This is a genomic window from Desulfovibrio sp. 1188_IL3213 (assembly GCF_036763145.1).
In the GTDB taxonomy this organism is placed as follows: domain Bacteria; phylum Desulfobacterota; class Desulfovibrionia; order Desulfovibrionales; family Desulfovibrionaceae; genus Desulfovibrio.
Map to the genome: position 1 here is coordinate 1 of NZ_JBAIYR010000020.1, position 18,454 is coordinate 18,454.

The 18,454-nt window shown below is 54.2% G+C and carries 18 protein-coding genes and 1 other RNA gene; 16 read left to right on the forward strand and 3 right to left on the reverse strand.

Translation table 11 applies throughout. The features are described from left to right. The 5 genes from V6C16_RS02400 to pgm all read left to right on the forward strand — a co-directional run. Positions 1–1,467 (forward strand): DNA translocase FtsK (locus V6C16_RS02400; RefSeq protein ID WP_333542750.1); only part of this gene is annotated, 1,467 nt, incomplete at its 5' end. A 63-nt stretch (positions 1,468–1,530) separates the two neighbouring features. Continuing rightward, complete coding sequence (gene lolA / locus V6C16_RS02405; protein ID WP_333535110.1) at positions 1,531–2,208, forward strand: outer membrane lipoprotein chaperone LolA; 678 nt, start codon at positions 1,531–1,533, stop codon at positions 2,206–2,208. Between the two features lie 269 nt (positions 2,209–2,477). Next, positions 2,478–3,947 carry a 30S ribosomal protein S1 gene (locus V6C16_RS02410; RefSeq protein ID WP_333535111.1) on the forward strand — a complete coding sequence of 490 codons (1,470 nt, stop codon included), beginning with the start codon at positions 2,478–2,480 and terminating at the stop codon, positions 3,945–3,947. Between the two features lie 14 nt (positions 3,948–3,961). Further along, the gene (locus tag V6C16_RS02415) at positions 3,962–5,386 is read left to right on the forward strand and encodes a DegQ family serine endoprotease (RefSeq protein ID WP_333535112.1); all 1,425 of its coding nucleotides are present in this window, start codon (positions 3,962–3,964) and stop codon (positions 5,384–5,386) included. A gap of 160 nt (positions 5,387–5,546) precedes the next feature. Continuing rightward, positions 5,547–7,196, forward strand: coding sequence for a phosphoglucomutase (alpha-D-glucose-1,6-bisphosphate-dependent) (pgm, locus tag V6C16_RS02420; RefSeq protein WP_333535113.1), 1,650 nt, complete (start codon positions 5,547–5,549; stop codon positions 7,194–7,196). A 293-nt stretch (positions 7,197–7,489) separates the two neighbouring features. Here the strand turns inward: pgm and V6C16_RS02425 are convergent, their stop codons facing one another. Continuing rightward, positions 7,490–7,870, reverse strand: coding sequence for a DUF4019 domain-containing protein (locus tag V6C16_RS02425; protein WP_333535114.1), 381 nt, complete (start codon positions 7,868–7,870; stop codon positions 7,490–7,492). After that, entirely contained in the window at positions 7,867–8,601 is a 735-nt protein-coding gene (locus V6C16_RS02430; protein WP_333535115.1) for a pseudouridine synthase, read from the reverse strand. The genes V6C16_RS02425 and V6C16_RS02430 overlap by 4 nt, the downstream gene beginning before the upstream one ends. Before the next feature lie 587 nt (positions 8,602–9,188). On the opposite strand from V6C16_RS02430, the gene rdgC reads away from it, so the two are divergent. The 5 genes from rdgC (at position 9,189) to V6C16_RS02455 (ending at position 13,901) form a co-directional block, all read left to right on the forward strand. Further along, entirely contained in the window at positions 9,189–9,812 is a 624-nt protein-coding gene (rdgC, locus tag V6C16_RS02435) for a recombination-associated protein RdgC (RefSeq protein ID WP_333535116.1), read from the forward strand. Positions 9,813–9,829: 17 nt separating this feature from the next. After that, positions 9,830–10,357, forward strand: a complete 528-nt coding sequence (locus V6C16_RS02440; protein ID WP_333535117.1) for a hypothetical protein — start codon at positions 9,830–9,832, stop codon at positions 10,355–10,357. Between the two features lie 11 nt (positions 10,358–10,368). Further along, positions 10,369–11,403 (forward strand): ABC transporter permease, encoded by a 1,035-nt coding sequence (locus V6C16_RS02445; RefSeq protein ID WP_442886173.1) that lies wholly within the window; start codon positions 10,369–10,371, stop codon positions 11,401–11,403. Then, positions 11,403–12,239 carry an ABC transporter permease gene (locus tag V6C16_RS02450; RefSeq protein ID WP_333535118.1) on the forward strand — a complete coding sequence of 279 codons (837 nt, stop codon included), beginning with the start codon at positions 11,403–11,405 and terminating at the stop codon, positions 12,237–12,239. Before V6C16_RS02445 ends, V6C16_RS02450 begins: the two co-directional genes overlap by 1 nt. A 66-nt stretch (positions 12,240–12,305) precedes the next feature. Further along, on the forward strand, positions 12,306–13,901 hold the full coding sequence (locus V6C16_RS02455; RefSeq protein ID WP_333535119.1) for a DNA repair protein RecN: 1,596 nt from the start codon (positions 12,306–12,308) through the stop codon (positions 13,899–13,901). Positions 13,902–13,998: 97 nt separating this feature from the next. On the opposite strand, the gene V6C16_RS02460 is transcribed toward V6C16_RS02455, so the two are convergent. Then, positions 13,999–14,391: a hypothetical protein gene (locus V6C16_RS02460; protein WP_333535120.1), complete on the reverse strand. Its 393-nt coding sequence runs from the start codon at positions 14,389–14,391 to the stop codon at positions 13,999–14,001. A gap of 57 nt (positions 14,392–14,448) precedes the next feature. Between V6C16_RS02460 and V6C16_RS02465 the strand changes: the two genes are divergently transcribed. From V6C16_RS02465 to rnpB, 6 genes are all read left to right on the forward strand, one after another. Continuing rightward, complete coding sequence (locus V6C16_RS02465; protein ID WP_333535121.1) at positions 14,449–14,808, forward strand: MliC family protein; 360 nt, start codon at positions 14,449–14,451, stop codon at positions 14,806–14,808. Between the two features lie 34 nt (positions 14,809–14,842). Then, positions 14,843–15,052, forward strand: coding sequence for a hypothetical protein (locus V6C16_RS02470; protein ID WP_333535122.1), 210 nt, complete (start codon positions 14,843–14,845; stop codon positions 15,050–15,052). 468 nt (positions 15,053–15,520) lie between these two features. Next, positions 15,521–15,988: a nucleoside deaminase gene (locus tag V6C16_RS02475; protein WP_333535123.1), complete on the forward strand. Its 468-nt coding sequence runs from the start codon at positions 15,521–15,523 to the stop codon at positions 15,986–15,988. 352 nt (positions 15,989–16,340) lie between these two features. Next, a complete protein-coding gene (locus tag V6C16_RS02480; RefSeq protein ID WP_333535124.1) occupies positions 16,341–17,135 on the forward strand; it encodes a Nif3-like dinuclear metal center hexameric protein in 795 nt (264 codons plus the stop codon). A gap of 21 nt (positions 17,136–17,156) precedes the next feature. Next, positions 17,157–17,933: a zinc ribbon domain-containing protein gene (locus V6C16_RS02485; protein WP_333535125.1), complete on the forward strand. Its 777-nt coding sequence runs from the start codon at positions 17,157–17,159 to the stop codon at positions 17,931–17,933. A 101-nt stretch (positions 17,934–18,034) separates the two neighbouring features. After that, positions 18,035–18,366, forward strand: an RNA gene (gene rnpB, locus V6C16_RS02490) — RNase P RNA component class A. Positions 18,367–18,454 lie beyond the last annotated feature (88 nt).

Here is an 18,454-nt window from a genome sequence, read left to right on the forward strand (position 1 = left end):
CTGGGTGGCCTCGTAGCTTCGGCATTGCGCAAAAAAGCGGCCCCGCCCCTGCCGGGACTTGACCTGTTGGCCCCTCCGCCCGCAAAAACCGGCGGGCCAAGCAGCGAAGACATCCAGGCCAGAGGCCAGGCCCTCATGGCGTGCCTCAATGATTTTGACATCCAAAGCGAACTTGTGCGCATCACTCCCGGTCCCGTGGTCACCATGTACGAGGTGCGCCCGGCTCCCGGCATTCGCGTCAGCCGCATTGCCAACCTGAGCGACGACCTTGCCCTTGCGCTCAAGGCTGTTGCCATACGCATTCAGGCGCCCATTCCCGGCTCCGATACGGTTGGGATCGAAATTCCCAACGAACAGCGGGAAACTGTCAATTTTCGCGAATTGGCCGCTTCCGAAGCGTTTCGCAACGGCTGCGGTCCGCTGACCATGATCCTCGGCAAGGATATTGCAGGCAAGCCTTTTATGGCGGATCTGGCCCGCATGCCGCACCTTCTCGTGGCCGGGGCCACGGGCGCGGGCAAGAGCGTGTGCCTGAACGGCATCCTTGTGAGCCTGCTTTACCGCACCCAGCCGCAGGACATGCAACTGCTGCTCATAGACCCCAAGCGCATTGAAATGGCTGTGTATGCCGATGCTCCACATCTGGTGCACCCCGTGGTCACGGAAATGAATGAGGCCAAAAACGCTCTGGATTGGGCCGTTCATGAAATGGATCGGCGTTATGCCGCCATGGCCCGCCTGGGCGTGCGCAATGTCTCCGGCTTTAACCAGAAGCTGGCTGCGTATAAAGATGGCTTGCCGCCGGACTTTTCTGATCTGGAACCATTGCCCTATCTCGTTGTTGTCATTGATGAACTTGCCGACCTTATGATGACCGCCGCCCGTGAGGTCGAAACAAGCATCGTGCGCCTGGCGCAGTTGGCCCGCGCTGCCGGGATCCATATGATTCTGGCAACACAACGCCCCAGCGTGGACGTTGTTACCGGCCTTATTAAGGCAAACTTTCCCTGCCGCATTTCATTTCAGGTCACTTCCAAGCATGATTCGCGCACCATTCTTGATCAGGTTGGCGCAGAGCATCTGCTTGGCCGGGGCGACATGCTGTTCAAGCCCAGCGGGGGAAGACTGCAGCGCCTGCACGGCCCGTTCCTGAGCGATGAGGAAGTGCAGAACGTGGTGAACCACTGGAAGCGCCAGCTAAGCCCATCCTACAAGGTTGATTTTGCCCAGTGGGGGATTGATGCCGCCGTGGGCGGCAACGGCAGCGGGGGCGGAGATGCCGCCCAGGACCCCCTGTATGGCGAGGTGCAGGCATTTGTAAGTGAACAGGGCAGGGCATCTATTTCTCTTGTGCAGCGCCGCTTCAAAATAGGTTTCAACCGTGCGGCGCGTCTGGTTGAACAGTTGGAACATGACGGCATCATTGGCCCGGCCGACGGCAGCAAGCCCCGCGCGGTGGTCAAATAGGCCGAAGCAAATTCTTTTGGCGTTATCACCCAAGTCCGAGGCCCTGAGGGCCGTGGAGGTTATATGCGTATGCTGCGCGCGGCTGTAGCCGCAATGGCCCTGTGTCTCTTCATGGCTTCGTTTGCGACAGCACAGAGCCCTGATATGGCTTCGGCCATCCAGGCGCGCTATGAAAAGCTTGGGGCCTTTGCTGCAGACTTTGACCAGACCCTCACCCATAAAGAAAGTGGCGCTGTAGAAAAAAGGCAGGGAAAACTGCTCTTTAAAAAACCTCTGCTTATCCGTTGGCAAACCGTGGCTCCGCACGAAGAAACGCTTGTAGTGACGGCAAAAGAAATCTGGAACTATATTCCGGACGAAGAAATAGCCTATCGCTACCCGCCAAGCCTGGTTCAGGATTCGCGCAGCATTATTCAGGTTATCACCGGCCAGGCCGCGCTGACCAAAGATTTTGACGTTAAGCCCGAAGGGCGGGAAGACGGCCTCGCCAAGCTGCGTCTTTTTCCCAAGGAACCGGCGCCGCAAATGGTGGAAGCCATCATATGGGTGGAGCCGGACACCGGGTATATCCGCCGGGCCAGCATTCTGGATTTTTACGGCAACAGCAACGAAGTGCGCTTTACCCGTTTTTCGCCGGATGTGAGCATCAAGGCTTCGGAATTCAGCTTTACCCCCCCCAAGGGTGTGGAAGTTGAAGACCGTATTGACAGTGCCGTCCCCGAAAAAGAATTGTTCAGGTAGCGCCGGAATAGTCGGCAACCCAAAAACTGATCAAGCCGTGACGTAAAAGCGCCACGGCTTTTCTTCTCTCAATTTTCGAGCCATGCGCTCCATAAAACCATAAACATAAAGAATTTCACGCAGTAATAAGGCATATGAATAAATATTTTTACTGCCTAAAATATTTGACAAATATGCGCCAGAGCCGATGACGTGTCATTGTTTTCTGCAAGCGCATAACGTATTATATCCAACTTGAGCAATAAGCCCAGCTTTAAGGAGCAGGAAAAATGACCGAGGAAAAATTCGCGACCTCCATGCAGGAGGAAGGCGTTGAAGATTTTGCCGCCATGCTGGCGGCCCATGAAACTTCCGGACATCGCCTTCAGGCGGGCCAGAAGGTCACCGGCACAGTTATCGCCATCACTGGCGACAGCGTATTTGTCGATGTGGGCATCAAGGTTGATGGCATCATGGAACGCAAGGACATTCTTGACGCCGAGGGCAATGAAACCACAGCCCCGGGCCAGCCTGTAGAAGCGTGGGTTATCGGCGTTTCCGCGCAGGAAATCCGCCTTTCCCGCTCCATGAGCGGCAGTGGTGTGGCCGCTCTTGAGGAAGCCCGCGATGCGGCTCTGCCCGTAGACGGACGCATTGTCGGTTCCTGCAAAGGTGGGTATACTGTTGAAGTTCTGGGAAAAACCGCATTCTGTCCAGGCAGCCAGATTGGGCTTGCCTCTGCCGAAGATGCCGAATCCCTCACAGGCCGCACTCTGCAATTTCTTGTTATCAGGGTAGAAAACAGGGGACGCAATATTGTTGTTTCGCGCCGGGCGCTGCTTGACCGTGAACGGCAGGAACAACTTGAAGTTTTACTTGAAAAACTTGCCGTGGGTGATACAGTTGAAGGCAAAGTATCCCGTTTTGCCCCCTTTGGCGCATTTATAGAACTGGATACAGCCGTAGAAGGCATGATACATCTTTCCGAACTGTCCTGGTCGCGCGTGGGCGCGCCTGATGAAGCCGTTTCCCTTGGCGACACCGTGCGGGCCAAGGTGCTTTCCATCAGCAAGAACGACAAGGGACAGGTTCGCATCGCTCTTTCCCGCAAGCAGGCCGAAGGCGACCCATGGCAGGATATAGCCCAACGCCTTGAAAACGGTGCTGTGGTGCAGGGCAAGGTTGTGCGCCTGGCGCCTTTTGGCGCTTTTGTGGAAATTCTGCCCGGCATCGAGGGGCTTGCGCATATTTCTGAACTGTCGTGGACTAAACGTGTCAACAAGCCTGAAGAAATTCTTCAGGTTGGGGATAACGTAATGGTAAAAATCAAAGAAATTAATGGCGATTCCCGTCGTATTTCTTTGAGCCTGCGCGATGCCGAAGGTGACCCCTGGCAGGATGCCGCACAGCAGTTCGCACCGGGAAGCACTGTTCAGGGAACAGTGGAAGGGCGCAGCCCGTACGGCCTTTTTATTACGCTTGCTCCCGGCATCACCGGGCTGTTACCCGCAGGCGTTATGAAGAACGACAAAAACGCAGGTCGGTACAGCAAATTGGACAAGGGCGACAGCGTGACCCTTGTAGTACAAAATCTGGATACCGCCGCCCGGCGTATCAGTCTTGCGCCTGAAGGGGCAGAGGCTTCATTTTCCGCAGATGACAAGGCGTGGAAACAGCACGCCGACAAGGCCAATGGTTCTGCAAACACAGGAATGAACACTTTGGCGCAAGCTTTGCATAAAGCAATGCAAAACAAGTAACCAGGAGTTTTTCCATGTTTATAAAAAAATGCCTTTCGGGCCTGCTTGCAGTAACGTTTGTCGTTGCCGCGCAGTTCGCCCAGGCAGGAAACCTGCCGGATTTCAGCGAGCTGGCAGCCAAAAGCGGCCCCGCTGTCGTCAATATCAATACTGAAAAGATGGCCGCCGCTGGTGGTTCCGAAGAATTTTTTGGCGAGATGTTCCGCAATATGCCCCCCGGCTTTGAAAAATTTTTTGACCAGTTCGGCGGTAAACGGGACGGCAAGCGCCCCCAGTCCAGACAGAAATCTCTCGGCTCCGGCTTTCTGGTGTCTGCGGATGGCTTTATCGTCACCAATAATCACGTGGTGGCCGATGCTGACGTTATCCGTGTGACGCTGGACCAGGAAAACGGCAAAAGCGAAACTTTCACGGCAACACTTGTGGGGGCGGATGAAGAAACCGACCTGGCCCTGCTGAAAGTGGACACCCAAAAGAATCTGCCTTTCCTGGTTTTTGGCAATTCCGATGATCTCAAAGTGGGCGAGTGGCTGCTGGCTATCGGCAATCCCTTTGGTCTTGACCACACGGTGACTGCGGGCATTCTGTCGGCCAAAAACCGCAACATTCATGCCGGTCCCTTTGACAACTTTCTTCAGACCGACGCTTCCATCAATCCCGGCAACAGCGGCGGGCCGCTGCTGAACATGCAGGGACAGGTGGTGGGCATCAATACGGCCATCATCGCCAGCGGGCAGGGCATTGGCTTTGCCATCCCCAGCAACATGGCCGCCAAGATCATTGATCAGATCAAAAGCGGCAAAAAAGTCACCCGTGGCTGGATTGGCGTTACGATTCAGGATGTTGAGGAAAATACCGCAAAAGCTCTCGGCATGAAGGACGCCAAGGGCGCGCTGGTGGGCAGCGTTATGGAAAATGAACCTGCCGGCAAGGGCGGAATGAAAGACGGCGATATCATCCTTGCCGTCGACGGAAAAGACATTGACGACGCATCGGCCCTGCTGCGCGCCATTGCCGAGAAAAACCCCGGCAGCAAGGCTGTTATCAAGGTGTGGCGTGATGGCAAGGTGCTTGACCTTACGGTCACCCTGGGCGAGCGTCAGTCAACCTCCCAGGCATCTTCCGGAAAGAGCGGCCCCAAACAAAACGAAGGGCTTCTTGGCATTGCTGTTCGTCCTCTCAACGAAACTGAACGCCGGGACATGAAGGTTGATAAAAACGAAGGACTGCTCATTGTGGATGTGACTCCCGGCAAGCCTGCGGCCGAAGCGGACTTGCGCCCCGGGGACATCATCCTCAAGGCAAACCTCAAGCCTGTGAATACGTCAGAGGCATTGTCAAAAATTGTCAATGAAGAGGGTGCGAAGCGTGGAGCCATCATGCTGCAGATTTCGCGCCGCGGCGACGTATATTTCCGCACAGTTCCTTTGGGAAAATAAGGTGCGCCGTTAACTGCGACAAAATGAAAACTGCAAGGGCTGCTCCGCTGGGGCAGCCCTTTTTCTATATTTTAAAAGACAATTTGGTCTGAAGTGCGGCCCTGCAGGCGTGACAATCCATAATATCCTATGATAATTAACGCGACAATGGAGGTACATCATGCCTGTTGTTCATGCCCGGGCCGGACAATTGCCCCTGCCTGAAGATCTCGAAAATATCCCGGCGCTTGTGAGCGCCTATTTCACAGAGTACCCCAATCCTGCGGTTCCGGCTCAGCGAGTGACCTTCGGCACTTCCGGACACAGGGGCTCTTCGCTGCTTCATACTTTTAATGAAGAACACATTTACGCCATTACGCAGGCAGTGTGCGACTATCGAAAAGCCAACAACATTGATGGCCCTCTTTTTCTCGGCGGCGATACACACGCTCTGTCCGAGGCGGCCTTTCGTTCTGCCCTTGAGGTTTTGACAGCCAACGACGTGCATGTGCGCATAGCGCCCAGGGGCGTCTATACGGCCACCCCCGCAGTCTCACATGCCATACTGAAATGGAACGCAGGCCGTTCCAGCGGCTTGGCAGACGGCATAGTTATCACCCCCTCGCATAATCCTCCCCGTGACGGCGGATTTAAGTATAACCCCCCGCACGGCGGCCCGGCAGAAACTGATGTTACCGACGTCATAGAAAAAAGAGCCAACGTCTATCTTGAAAACGGCAATCGCGGAGTGCATCTGACGCACTTGCGGGCGGCCCTGTCTTCTTCACTGGTTGAAGAATACGATTTTATCCGCAGCTACGTGGATGATTTGCCAAAAGTTCTGGATGTAAAGGCCATCGCCGCTTCAGGCTTGCGCCTCGGTGTCGATCCGCTTGGCGGGGCAAGCCTGCAAATGTGGGAGCCTATTGCTGACGCCTACGGAATTGAAATTACAGTGGTCAATAAAACAGTAGATCCCACATTCCGTTTTGTGCCTTTTGATAAGGACGGAAAAATCCGTATGGATTGTTCCTCGCCCTATGCCATGAACGGCCTTCTTGAAATGCGCAGCCGCTTTGATCTGGCAGTGGCCTGTGATCCCGATTCAGATCGTCACGGCATCGTCACCGATCAGGAACTGATGAATCCCAATCATTTTCTGTCCGTGGCCGCATGGTATCTGTTCCGAACACGCCGTTCGTGGTCCTCTGCCAGCGGCATTGGAAAAACCCTGGTGACCAGCGCCCTTCTGGACAGGGTGGGGCAAGAGGCAAATCGTCCGGTGGTCGAAGTGCCTGTGGGGTTCAAATGGTTTGTGCCGTATCTTCTTAACGGCCGTTGCGGCATGGGCTGCGAAGAAAGCGCCGGGGCCTCGTTCCTGTGCTTTGACGGCAGCCCCTGGAGCACCGATAAGGATGGCCCCCTCATGTGCCTGCTGGCAGCGGAAATGCTGGCAGTGGAGCAGTCATCCCCCACAGATCTGTATAACAAGCTCACAGAACGCCTTGGCCGCCCGGTCTACCAGCGGCTTGATGCCCCGGCAGACGATCAGGTGCGCGCAAAACTCAAGGCGCTGACTCCGGAAAGTGCAGATATAACCAGCCTTGGTGGTTCGCCTGTTACGGAAATCATTACTCGAGCGCCTGGCAACGATGCTCCGGTTGGAGGCATTAAAATATCCAGTGCTGATGGCTGGTTTGCCGTTCGCCCCTCGGGTACAGAGCCCATTTGCAAAGTTTATACGGAAAGCTTCAAGGGAGAAGACCATCTCTGCGGCATACAAAAAGACGCCATGAATTTTCTGGAGCGACTGCTGAAAGTCTGCCCCTGAGGAAGGGGCCTGCCTTCACCGGCATTTGGCGTGCGGCACTTTGTTGCTTAAATCATGCGGTTTCAGGAAAATATTGTTAAAAATCAACCCGTACCAAGATTCAAGTCTGAGCATAAAAGCGTCAATCAAATTCTGTATTACAAAAAAGCTCTCCTTTTACATTAAGGAGAGCTTTCTATTTACTGCTATTTCAATAAATATCATCGATCTGCCTACATAAGAGTTTGTTTCATGCAGCCAATTTGCCTGTCGAATAAAATACCCAACAGTGCGCCATGCCCATCTGCTTCTTTTTAAAGGAATAAGATCTCAATTGCACTCTTCTTATATGCGAATTTCGTTTGAAACCGCATAACAACATATTCCCCGTCGGGAACGCCGGACAGGGTAGTAGTGGCTTTTGTTGTAAGGTGGTTCCGGGCTTTTACTGCTCCCAGGGGTTGCCGGGCTTTGGGCAAGTTTTTTTCCCAGTTCTGCAGTTCAACTCCTGCTTTAAAAGCTGCAGCGGCCTGATCCCAGCTTTCCTGCGCCTTCATTGCAGCAGCCAGAGAAAGCCACGCTTCAGCAGCTCGCATAGGTTCATCAGCATTCTTGCCAGAAGAAGCCGCCCCCATGCACGGGGCTGCCGCAAGCATTGCTGCAACAAGCAGCAATGCTAAAAAATATTTTTTCATCCGCGCACCTCCTGTAAATAGACACTTTTTTTCAAAAGCTTGATTTCTGCGGCCGTAAGATGTCGCGCCCGTCCTGCCACCAGGCATCCCAGATCAAGCGGACCTAGAGCCACACGTTTCAAATGAAGAATGGTGAGGCCAAGGTCTCGACACATGCGCCGTATCTGACGGTTCAGGCCCTGATGCAAAACCATCCGCAGCAGGGTGCGCCCTCTGGCAAAGCTGGATTCAACCTCCACCGGCATGAGATCTTCGCCTTCAGCCAAACGCATACCACGTCGCATGACAGCAAGCGCCGCCTCAGGAACTGCTCCGCGCACCAGAACTTCGTATGTTTTGGGCTGATGGTGGCTGGGGTGAGTCAGCCGTTGCGCAAGCTGCCCGTCATTGGTCAGCAAAAGCAAGCCTTCAGAAAAATAATCAAGGCGGCCGACAGGGTAGAGGCGTAAGCCCCGCACGTTTTCCGGCAGATAGTCCATTACCGTGGGCCGCCCCTCAGGGTCATTCACTGTACACACCACCTGAACAGGCTTGTTGAGCAGCAAGTAGCAAAAATTCTGCGCTCCGGTGAGCAGCTTTCCATCAACCTCAAGGGCATCATGCGGTGATACCTGGCGGGCAGGATTGGGCTCCGCAACGCCATTAACGGTTACACGGCCAGAAAGAATCAGTTCATCAGCCTTTCTGCGTGAGCACAGTCCGGATGCTGCGATGGCTTTGTTCAAACGCATGCTTTCTTCCGGCAATGCCGCAGATTGAGGTGCTGACCGAGCCGCGGGCATGGTCGTGTCATTACGCATCCGAACATCTGTATCTTTCGGTTTCATTTCGGAATCTGCAGACGTAGGCGCTCGATCATTTTTTTGGGCGGCCTTTGTCTTGTCAGTTTTCTGGGGACCGCGGCAAAATTTTTTGCCGGCATGCGATGCGCGGCCTTTTGAGGACCGCTGGGAGCGACTGGATGACGTCACTTTGTTCTCCTTGGATATGTGAAGTCATGGTGATGGAAGAGAAGGCCAAGGTCAAGAACTCGAGAATAATTCATCTTTTTTTAATAAAAGTTTACATAATTATCATTATGGGACATTATGGCGCGTATTGGAAAGACCGTCTGTCCCTCCCAAACAGACTAAAAACAAGCTCGTGCTGTTTCTGCTTCTCTTGGTGTTTTTCCTGCATTTTGCGGCTTGTCTGATGCCGTTGCCATTGCCTCATATTTTTTGTCTTCGCCGCAGCGGGCTTGCTCACAAGACGGCTCTGACGTACAACACAAACCAACGCCATCCCAACGGCGCATGTTTCCAACCGAGGAGTTTTCATGGGCTTTGCCAACAGTGCGTGTAGTTTTACACGCTTTCGCATCCTTGATCCGGTTCCGGCTGAACTCTGGCCGCAAATCCCCGACAAGCTCAAACAGTTCGCATTTCGGGATATTGACGATATTCCCGAAATGCAGGCTCAGGGATGGGTCTGTTTTGAAGACATGCTGGATTCGGAATGGGTGACCGCCCCGCCGCAAAAAGGTGCTTATCTTGTTTTTTCGCTGCGGCTTGATATGCGTCGCATTCCTGCTGGTGTCGTAAAAAAGCATTTGGCAGTGGCTTTGCGCGATGAAAAGAAACGCATGCACGAGCAAGGCAAGACCTTTATTTCCCGTGAGCGCAAAAAAGAGCTGAAAGAACAGGTCATGCTGCGCCTGCGCTCGCGCTTCCTGCCGATACCCAGCGAATTTAACGTGTTGTGGGCTACGGACAGAAACGAGATATGGTTTGCCTCTACCCAGAACAAGATGATTGATCTTTTCATGGAAGAGTTTCTCAAAACCTTCGATCTGCATCTTGAGCAACTGACGCCCTACACTCTGGCGGCTTCCATGCTGGATGAAGAAAGCCTCATCCGCCTGGACCAGCTTGAGGCCACACAGTTTGCCCCCCAGTCCTAGCCGCGGAGCCAGCACACATGAATATGCCCTATCTTGGAGAATCTACTGATATTATTCTTGGCCAGGAATTTCTTACCTGGCTTTGGTACCAGAGCGACACCGCCCCCGGCGCCTTTACAGACAAAGACGGCGCTCCCTTCTCTGTTTCTATGGAGCAGCGGATTGTGGTACAAGGTGGCGAAGGAGACGCCCGGGAAACAGCCTCGGTTTCCGGCTCTCTCTCTCCTCTGCGGGAAGCGCGTTTTGGGCTTGGAACCGGCAAAAAAGTCAGCCGTGCGCTCATCCGGCTTGAAAAAGAAGAACTGGCCTTCCAGGTCACGCTCAAGGCAGAAGATTTTTGCCTTAACAGTCTGAAAACGCCCAAACTCGACAAGGGTGACAGCGATGACGACCCGGATGCCCTGCTGCTTGAAAAATTTTATCTGATGGAACTATGCACCAACCTGCTGGACGCGCTGTACACGCGCTTTCTTGCCCTGCGCCTTTCCCCCCAGTGGCAGAAAGAAGTTGACGATATGCGCCAGTGGATGACCCGTACAGAGTAGAGAAAGCCGCCATGCCCCCCCTGCCCTCACATGCCCGCCGTCACGGCCGGCTGACCGCCATCGCAGCCAATGTCGCCCGCAAGACATTATGGATGTTGCTGGTGCTGTGGGGCATTACGCTTATCAGCTTTTGGGTCATTCACCTGGCTCCCGGATCTCCTACAGATATGGAGACAACGCTCAATCCCCTCGCCGGCGAGGCTGCCCGGCAGAGGCTTGAGGCGCTGTACGGCCTTGATCGCCCGCTTCACGTCCAATATGCGGACTGGCTGATGCGGCTGCTGCATTTTGACTTCGGCAACTCCATGTCCGCAGATTCACGGCCCGTGCTGACCAAGATTATGGAGCGCCTGCCCCTTACCGTGGGCATGAATGTCACCGCTATGGTGCTGACCCTGCTCATTGCCATACCAGTGGGGATAGTCTCGGCCTGCCGCCGCAATTCCCTGCTGGATCGCTCCGTCACGGTGCTGGTTTTTTTGGGCTTTGCCATGCCTTCTTTCTGGCTTGCCCTGCTGCTCATGATGCTGTTCGGCATTGAACTGCAATGGCTGCCCATTTCCGGTCTTACATCCATGCACTATGACCAGATGAGCTTGTGGGGAAAGTTTTGTGACCTGGCCCGGCACCTGACGCTGCCCATACTTGTCTACACCGTGGGCGGCCTTGCGGGCATGTCGCGTTATATGCGGGCATGTATGCTGGAAGTTTTGCAGCAGGACTACATTCTTACGGCACGGGCCAAGGGGCTTGACGAAAAAAACATTATCTGGCGTCACGCACTGCGCAATGCGCTGTTGCCCGTCATCACCCTGCTGGGGCTTTCTGTACCCGGGCTTATCGGCGGCAGCGTGATCATTGAGTCCATCTTTGCCCTGCCCGGCCTCGGGCAGCTTTTTTACGCGGCGGTCATGGCCCGCGACTATACCATGATTATGGGCAATCTTGTTTTGGGGGCAGTGCTTACCCTTTTCGGCAATCTGCTGGCCGACATCTGCTATGGACTGGCTGATCCGCGCATACGCAGCGCAAAGGATGACGCCTGATGCTCCCCCGCGCCGTCAAAAATGCGCTTGGGCGTCATGCCATGCTGCTCATCGGCCTTTTCATTGTTCTTGGCATGTCCCTGGCGGCCCTGCTCGCGCCAGCCATCGCGCCGTATAATCCGGATGCGCTGCATCTGAACCACATCCTTGAACCGCCCTCTTCCCGGTTCTGGCTTGGAACGGACAGGCTCGGCCGCGATGTTTTTTCACGTCTGCTTTATGGCGGACGCGTTTCCCTATGGGTCGGCTTTGTGGCCGTGGGCATTTCCATCAGCATCGGCACCACGCTTGGCCTGATAAGCGGCTATTTTCGCCGTTGGGTCGATGAAACCATCATGCGTATTGTCGACATAATGCTGTGTTTTCCTTCTTTCTTTCTTATTCTGGCGGTCATTGCCTTTCTGGAGCCTGACCTTATCAACATTATGATCGTTATCGGTCTTACCTCATGGATGGGTGTCACGCGCCTTGTTCGTGCCGAGACCCTGAGTCTGCGCGAGCGCGAATTTGTGGACGCTGCACGCCTGGCAGGCAGTTCCACTGGAAAAATACTTTTTTGCCACATTTTGCCCAATGCCTTGGCTCCTGTGCTTATAACCGCTACTCTTGGCGTAGCCGGAGCCATTCTTGTAGAATCAAGCCTGAGTTTTCTCGGCCTTGGCGTACAGCCGCCCACGGCAAGCTGGGGCAACATGCTTATGGAAGGCAAAGCCGTTATTGAAAACGCCCCCTGGCTGTCGGTGTATCCCGGTCTGGCTATTCTCATAACTGTGCTTGGCTATAATCTGCTTGGTGAAAGCTTGAGAGATATTTTTGACCCCAGGCTGCGACGCTGAGTTGTGCCGGGGCCTTCGCAATATTTAAAGTAAAACTTTAAAATACACTGTGCGGACGCAAATAACATGCTGGAATACCTTCGCATTCGCAACCTTGCTCTTATTGAAGATATGGAGCTGGAGTTCGAGCCGGGCATGAACGTTCTTACCGGCGAAACCGGAGCCGGCAAGAGCTTTATTCTCAAGGCTCTTGGCTTTCTGCTGGGCGACAAGCTGTCGTCCGACATGGTGCGTGCGGGGGCGGAGCGCGCCCAGGTAGAGGCCCTTTTTACCCTGGATGGCGAAGATATTGTTTTGCGGCGTGAATTGCTGGCCGATACCGGGCGCAGCCGCCTTTACATCTGTGATGAACTGCGTTCCCAGGATAGCCTGCGCGACCTGCGACCTCGCCTTGTGGCACATACAAGCCAGCACGCGCAGCAAAAACTTTTGCAGCCCGCTGTTCAGGCACGCCTGCTTGAAAGCGACTTTGCGCAGCCGGAGCTTCTGCTCAAACGTGACGCCCTGCTCTTCCGCCTGAATGAAACTGCGGCACAACGTAAAGCCCTGCTTGAACGTCAGGCCGGACTTGCTGAAAAACGCGAACTGCTTGAAATGCAGCAGCAGGAAATTGACAAGGTCGCCCCCGAAGACGGCGAAGAGGAGCAACTGGAAGAAGTGCGCGCCCAGGCTCGTTCGTTGGAGGGCGTGAGAGAAAACTACGAACAGGCCATCGCTCTCTTGCTCGGTGATGAAACCGAGGGCCTGCTGGATCTGCTGGGCAATTTCGAAAAAGTGCTGATCCGCATGGCCCGTGAAGACGATACGCTCAAACCCGACGCCGACGCAGTTGCGGCGCTGCGCCAGCAGCTATCCCATCTGGGCGGGCGTTTGCGCCGTCCGCCGCAGATGGAAGACATGCCCGACATGGATCAGGTTGAGGAAAGGCTTTTTGCCTTGGCCCAACTCAAACGCAAGCTGCACCGTACGCTGCCGGAAATTCTTTCTTTACGGGATGAGATAGCCGAAAATCTTTCTTTCCTTGATGTCTGCGCATTGGACCTGGCACGCTTGGGCCGGGAAGAAGAAAGCCTGGCTCATGAGCTTTCCGCCCTTGTGGAAGACATCATTCCCCTGCGCCGCCAGGCCGCTTCGGCCCTGGCTTCGGCTCTGGAAAAAGAACTGCGGCAGCTTGGCTTTTCCGAGCAGGTGCAGGTAATCCCCCATTTTGAAAAACAGGAAATCTGGCCCGGCGTGATGGATGAACGCGGGCGCATCCTGTGGGCGCCAAACCCCGGCCAACCTCCCCAGCCCCTGGACAAGATCGCTTCCGGAGGCGAACTTTCCCGCTTTCTGCTGGCTCTGGCGAGCGTGCGGCAGGACGGTGAAAATGCGATCTTTATCTTTGACGAAGTGGATGCCGGGGTGGGCGGCTTGACCCTCAACAAGCTGGCTGAAAAATTGTATGCACTTGCTTCCAGCAGGCAGATGCTGCTTATCACGCACTGGCCGCAGCTTGCGGCCCGCGCGCGCAAGCACTTTCAGATCAGCAAGACGGTGCGGGACAATGCCACCTTTACCCTTTGTCGCCCGCTGGACAAGTCAGCCCGGCATGCAGAGCTTGCACGCATGGCCGGGGGCGGCGCGCAGGGTGAGGCCGTGGCCCGCAGCCTTGAAATCTAGCCTGTACGGTTTCGACCTGATCGGGCAGGCGCCTTGAAAAAAAGGTTTCTTATTTTTCGTGGGTACTCACCATGAAACAGTGCGCAAGAAGCCTTTTTCAGTCATCAACCACCCTCCAGACAAATAATCGCGCCGAGCCTTCCCCTACTACAGCTGCGTTGCGTGGGCGACTCGGCGCGAAGTATGGCACGCTCATTTTACGGCCCGACGCCTCAGAAGAGGTTTGTGCCGCCCGTGGCGCATTGACAGGGCGGAAAGTCCGATGAACCGTGCCAACGCGCGGAATGTCTGCAGCCCCTGCACAGTTGCGTGACCATTGCGCAGAAAAAATGTATCCTTCAATTGCCTCCATCACAGGCAAATAAAAACTGCCCGCGCGGCTGACCAGATAATTTATTGAATTCAGGGCAATCAAGGCGGCAGCCGCCTTGTTCAGGTTCGCGTATGGGGCAAAGAAATGCCCTGATCCTGAAGCGCCTATTCGCCACATAGCCGATCGCTGCGGCGCTTGTGCTGCTTACAAAAAAGAACTCGTGAGGGTATTGTCTTGAGATATGTTTTTATATTAATTCTAGTTGTAATCATCGCTGTTGGGCTGCATTTCGCCTTTCAGAAATATTGTGGCGGCATTTATGTGGAGAAAAACCATTCGGAAACATATTCATGCCCAGGAGGAAAAAGCGTCTCGGTTCAGTTTTTTTCCACAAGCGACCGTAAGCTGATGTTCGCCAAGGTCGTCATGCCTGATGGTGTGGAATATTCTCTTCCGCTCATGCCTTCGGCATCTGGCAGCAGGTACTCGGATGAGTTTGCCCTTGAAGCCTGGTTCAAAGGAAACGAGCTTACCCTAAGCAAACCTTCTGAGAATGGGACAATGGAACCGGTCTACGAGTGCACGGCCAAATAGCTGCGGCTTGAAGCCGTGTCACAGGGAGGCAGTGATGGAACGACTAAGGAATGCCCTGTGTGCTGCAATGGAGTTCGGTCAATGCGTTCATGTTGTAGAAAAAATGCGTGGAAACATCGGCATTATTCCGCGGGGCCTGACAGCCGATCTTGTGGTCTGTGATATAGTGGTCGTTTCGCGCCCTGATGATGTCCAGAAGCGTCGGGTGAAGCTGGAACTTGCTGATGTTCGGCTGATGCAGTGAAAAAATAGCGTATTGTGCATCGGGTCGTGTTCCATGCGGCCCGATGCCCGGCCAGAAGGTGGCAGTTTTTCGTTATCAAAGACAGTGAGTTGCGGGAAAAAGAAGCACTCCTGTAAAAGCTTGCCTCAACGCCTTTCATTCGCGGCATTTCCACGAACTTGCTTTTCGTCGTGCATATTTCCTATCTCTGCTGGTTGCTTTCCAGTCGGAACTGTTTTTTCCGTCCGCGATCCATCAAACTGGCAGGCCCCGATACATCGGACTCCCCCGCAATGGGGACATTTGTTGCGCGTCTGAGGCAAAAAAAGATCGCGAAGAATACTCAAAAAAGTTTTAAATTTCATGAAAAAATCCTACGTTGCAAATACGGTCGCCGCAACAGGTCGCAAGGTCAGACCTTATGGCATGCCGTTTTTTGCCAAACGGATAAAAACAACTGAAAGAACGAGCAGTATTTAGGGAATTGATATGGGAAAAAAGCGTTTTATGGAAAGGGCCGTTGAGCTATCCAGGCAAAGCATGGCGGCCGGGGGTGGCCCATTCGGCGCGGTGATCGTGCGGGATGGAAAAATCATAGGCGAGGGCATGAACAATGTCACGCCGCATAACGATCCCACAGCTCATGCCGAAGTGGAAGCTATTCGAAATGCCTGCCGTGCGCTTGAAACATTTGACCTCTCAGGTTCCGTCATATTCACAAGCTGCGAGCCTTGTCCCATGTGTCTCAGCGCCATATGGTGGGCGCGCATTGAAAAGATATACTTCTCAAACACAAGGGAAGACGCCGCTGCTGCCGGGTTTGACGATGCAGCCATATATGGCGAAATTTCCAAGCAACTGGATGAAAGAACACTGCCCATTGAGCAGCTTTACTGTAAAGACAGTTCAGAAATTTTCCGGCAATGGCTGTGTTGCGAAGAAAAAACAAGATATTGATGCGCACAACGTCTTTCGCGCCTTTTTGCATATTTTCATGTAAAAAGGCATCATGCAACTTATCGGCATCCTGCTATGAAGCCGATAACCTGTCTTGCTCCCCGCCTGGATACGGCTTGTTGTGAACTTTTTCCTTTACACCGAGATATTGACAATATCCTTCCGGGCAGCTATGAAAGCCAGATTCAAAACCTGAGGCGCAAGGCGGTTTCATGCGAAATCAATGCAGCGCGCCGAACAGTAGGTACAAAAACATCTTGTCGGTATCGCTCAAATTTTTTTTCACGCCGGTGTTTTTAGGCGCTTTCTCTGCAGAGCAAGAAAGTGCCTTTTTTTATGGTGAGGTACATACATGCAACTATCTGAATTAATTAAGTCCGTAGAAGAAATTGCTCCCCTGCGGGCGGCGGCTTCGTGGGATATTTCCGGCCTTCAGGTAGCAGCCCTGCGCCAGGACATCAGCAGTATCGCCGTCTGTCTTGATCCCACGCCAGAATCTGTCAGGCAGGCTCTTGATCTTGGCGCACAATTTGTTCTGAGCCATCACCCACTTTCTCTCAAGCCCGCCCTGCCGTCGCAACTTGACGCCTACCATGAGGTTTTGCGCCTGCTCATGCGCGCGGATGTTCCCCTTTACGCGGCCCATACCTCGCTGGACGTGAACCCGCAAGGCCCCGCAGGCTGGCTTGCTGCTGACCTCAAGCTTGAAAACACGATCGTGCTTGAGCCGGTCTGCCCGCAACCATCGGCCGAAAGCCCCATTCTTGGCTACGGCCTTGCCGGCGATCTGCCACAGGCCCAGACCGTGGCAGATGTCATCCGCGAGCTTGAAAAAGTGCTCGACCTTTCCACAGCGACCCTCAGTGGGCCACCGCCCGGAAAAATCCGCCGGTTGGCCTATTGCACCGGCTCCGGTTCATCACTGCTGCCTGCGGCCCGCAAGGCCGGAGCGCAACTGTTTATTACCGGAGATGTAAAATATCATACTGCGCTTGAAGCGGAAATTCCCCTGCTGGATGTGGGTCACCACAGCCTTGAAGAGGAAATGATGCGCCGCATGTGCCATTTGCTCCAGCAGCAGCTTCATGGTGTTGCCGTTCACTTTGTTCCCTCGGCATCGCCCTTTCGTGCTGTTGCCCTGTCATGACTATCAGGAGGTTTTTTTACAATGAGTAATGCCGTTTACTTTGATCAGATAAAGCAGCTTGTGGAGCTGCAGAAGGTTGACGACGCCATCTATGCGGTACGGCAGGACATGGAGCGTGCCCCCAATGAGCTGAATTCGCTTGAACAGCGCTTCAATGCCAGTGAAACGCAGCGTAATTACATTGTGGACAAGCTGACCCACCTTCAGGAACAGCAAAAACGCCTTTCGCTTGAGATAGATGATGATGCCGCCCGCATTAAAAAGAGCAAAAACAAGCTCATGCAGGTAGAAAATACGCGCGAATACCATGCCATGATGCGCGAAATGGACGGCATGGAAAAAGTGAACCGCTCCCGTGAAGAGGAAAAAATGACTCTCATGGAAGAACTGCAGTTTCAGAAAGACGCCTTGGCCGAACTTGACCTTACTCACTCTGCCGTCAAGGCCGAACTTGAAGTAAAGCGTGATGGTCTTGAAGAAAAACTGCAGAAGTGCAATGCCGCCCTTACCGATCTCAACGCAAAGCGCGCCCAGGTCAGCAAGGCCATTCCGCAGCCTGTTTTCATGCGCTATGAGTTCATTCGCGAGCGCCTTGAGCACCCCGTCATTGTTGCCGTCAGGGACGGTATCTGCTCGGGCTGCCACATTGCCGTTCCGCCGCAGTCTTTTATCGAACTGCAGCGCGGGCAACAGATTTTGAGCTGCCCCAACTGCCAGCGCCTCATTTTCTGGTGCGAACATTTCACAGTTGCTGAAGCGCCCCAGTGCGCTCCCAAGCCGCAGCCGCTGACGGATTAATAGATTTCGGCGCATGAAAAAAGGCCGGACCGCATTGAGAAACATGTGGCCCGGTCTTGTGTGACGCTTTTTGTCACCCATGCGCCTCCATATTGCGGGAGTCGGACGGACCGTCGCCGCGGGGGCAGCCCCGGGGAGGAAAGTCCGGGCTCCACAGGGCAGGACGCTGGATAACATCCAGGGAGGGTAACCTCCGGACAGCGCCACAGAAAGCAAACCGCCCGGCCTCGGCCGGGTAAGGGTGAAACGGTGGTGTAAGAGACCACCAGATGCCGTGGTGACACGGCATGCTCGGCATACCCCGTTCGGAGCAAGACCAAATAGGGAAGGCGGCCGGCCCGGCCGAAGCCTTCCGGGTAGGTTGCTTGAGGGTGCGGGCAACCGCACTCCTAGATTCTTGGCCAGATACTTCGACATGAGTTTTTCTTGAAATTTTTCAAGCGGTGCATTCATGAATCTATGCACGAGGCTTTTATTTTGTCCAGGACTAGCAATCATCAGCTGATACAGAATTACTGCCT

What these genes read in the sequence shown, in the direction of transcription:
- rdgC (WP_333535116.1), top strand. Translation starts at nt 9,189, where the DNA reads ATGGGCTTTGCCAACAGTGCGTGTAGTTTTACACGCTTTCGCATCCTT.
- lolA (WP_333535110.1), top strand. Translation starts at nt 1,531, where the DNA reads ATGCGTATGCTGCGCGCGGCTGTAGCCGCAATGGCCCTGTGTCTCTTC.
- V6C16_RS02440 (WP_333535117.1), top strand. Translation starts at nt 9,830, where the DNA reads ATGAATATGCCCTATCTTGGAGAATCTACTGATATTATTCTTGGCCAG.
- V6C16_RS02485 (WP_333535125.1), top strand. Translation starts at nt 17,157, where the DNA reads ATGAGTAATGCCGTTTACTTTGATCAGATAAAGCAGCTTGTGGAGCTG.
- V6C16_RS02460 (WP_333535120.1), bottom strand. Translation starts at nt 14,391, where the DNA reads ATGTGGCGAATAGGCGCTTCAGGATCAGGGCATTTCTTTGCCCCATAC.
- V6C16_RS02425 (WP_333535114.1), bottom strand. Translation starts at nt 7,870, where the DNA reads ATGAAAAAATATTTTTTAGCATTGCTGCTTGTTGCAGCAATGCTTGCG.
- V6C16_RS02410 (WP_333535111.1), top strand. Translation starts at nt 2,478, where the DNA reads ATGACCGAGGAAAAATTCGCGACCTCCATGCAGGAGGAAGGCGTTGAA.
- V6C16_RS02480 (WP_333535124.1), top strand. Translation starts at nt 16,341, where the DNA reads ATGCAACTATCTGAATTAATTAAGTCCGTAGAAGAAATTGCTCCCCTG.
- V6C16_RS02445 (WP_442886173.1), top strand. Translation starts at nt 10,369, where the DNA reads ATGCCCCCCCTGCCCTCACATGCCCGCCGTCACGGCCGGCTGACCGCC.
- V6C16_RS02430 (WP_333535115.1), bottom strand. Translation starts at nt 8,601, where the DNA reads ATGCGTTTGAACAAAGCCATCGCAGCATCCGGACTGTGCTCACGCAGA.
- V6C16_RS02475 (WP_333535123.1), top strand. Translation starts at nt 15,521, where the DNA reads ATGGGAAAAAAGCGTTTTATGGAAAGGGCCGTTGAGCTATCCAGGCAA.
- V6C16_RS02415 (WP_333535112.1), top strand. Translation starts at nt 3,962, where the DNA reads ATGTTTATAAAAAAATGCCTTTCGGGCCTGCTTGCAGTAACGTTTGTC.
- V6C16_RS02455 (WP_333535119.1), top strand. Translation starts at nt 12,306, where the DNA reads ATGCTGGAATACCTTCGCATTCGCAACCTTGCTCTTATTGAAGATATG.
- V6C16_RS02470 (WP_333535122.1), top strand. Translation starts at nt 14,843, where the DNA reads ATGGAACGACTAAGGAATGCCCTGTGTGCTGCAATGGAGTTCGGTCAA.
- V6C16_RS02450 (WP_333535118.1), top strand. Translation starts at nt 11,403, where the DNA reads ATGCTCCCCCGCGCCGTCAAAAATGCGCTTGGGCGTCATGCCATGCTG.
- pgm (WP_333535113.1), top strand. Translation starts at nt 5,547, where the DNA reads ATGCCTGTTGTTCATGCCCGGGCCGGACAATTGCCCCTGCCTGAAGAT.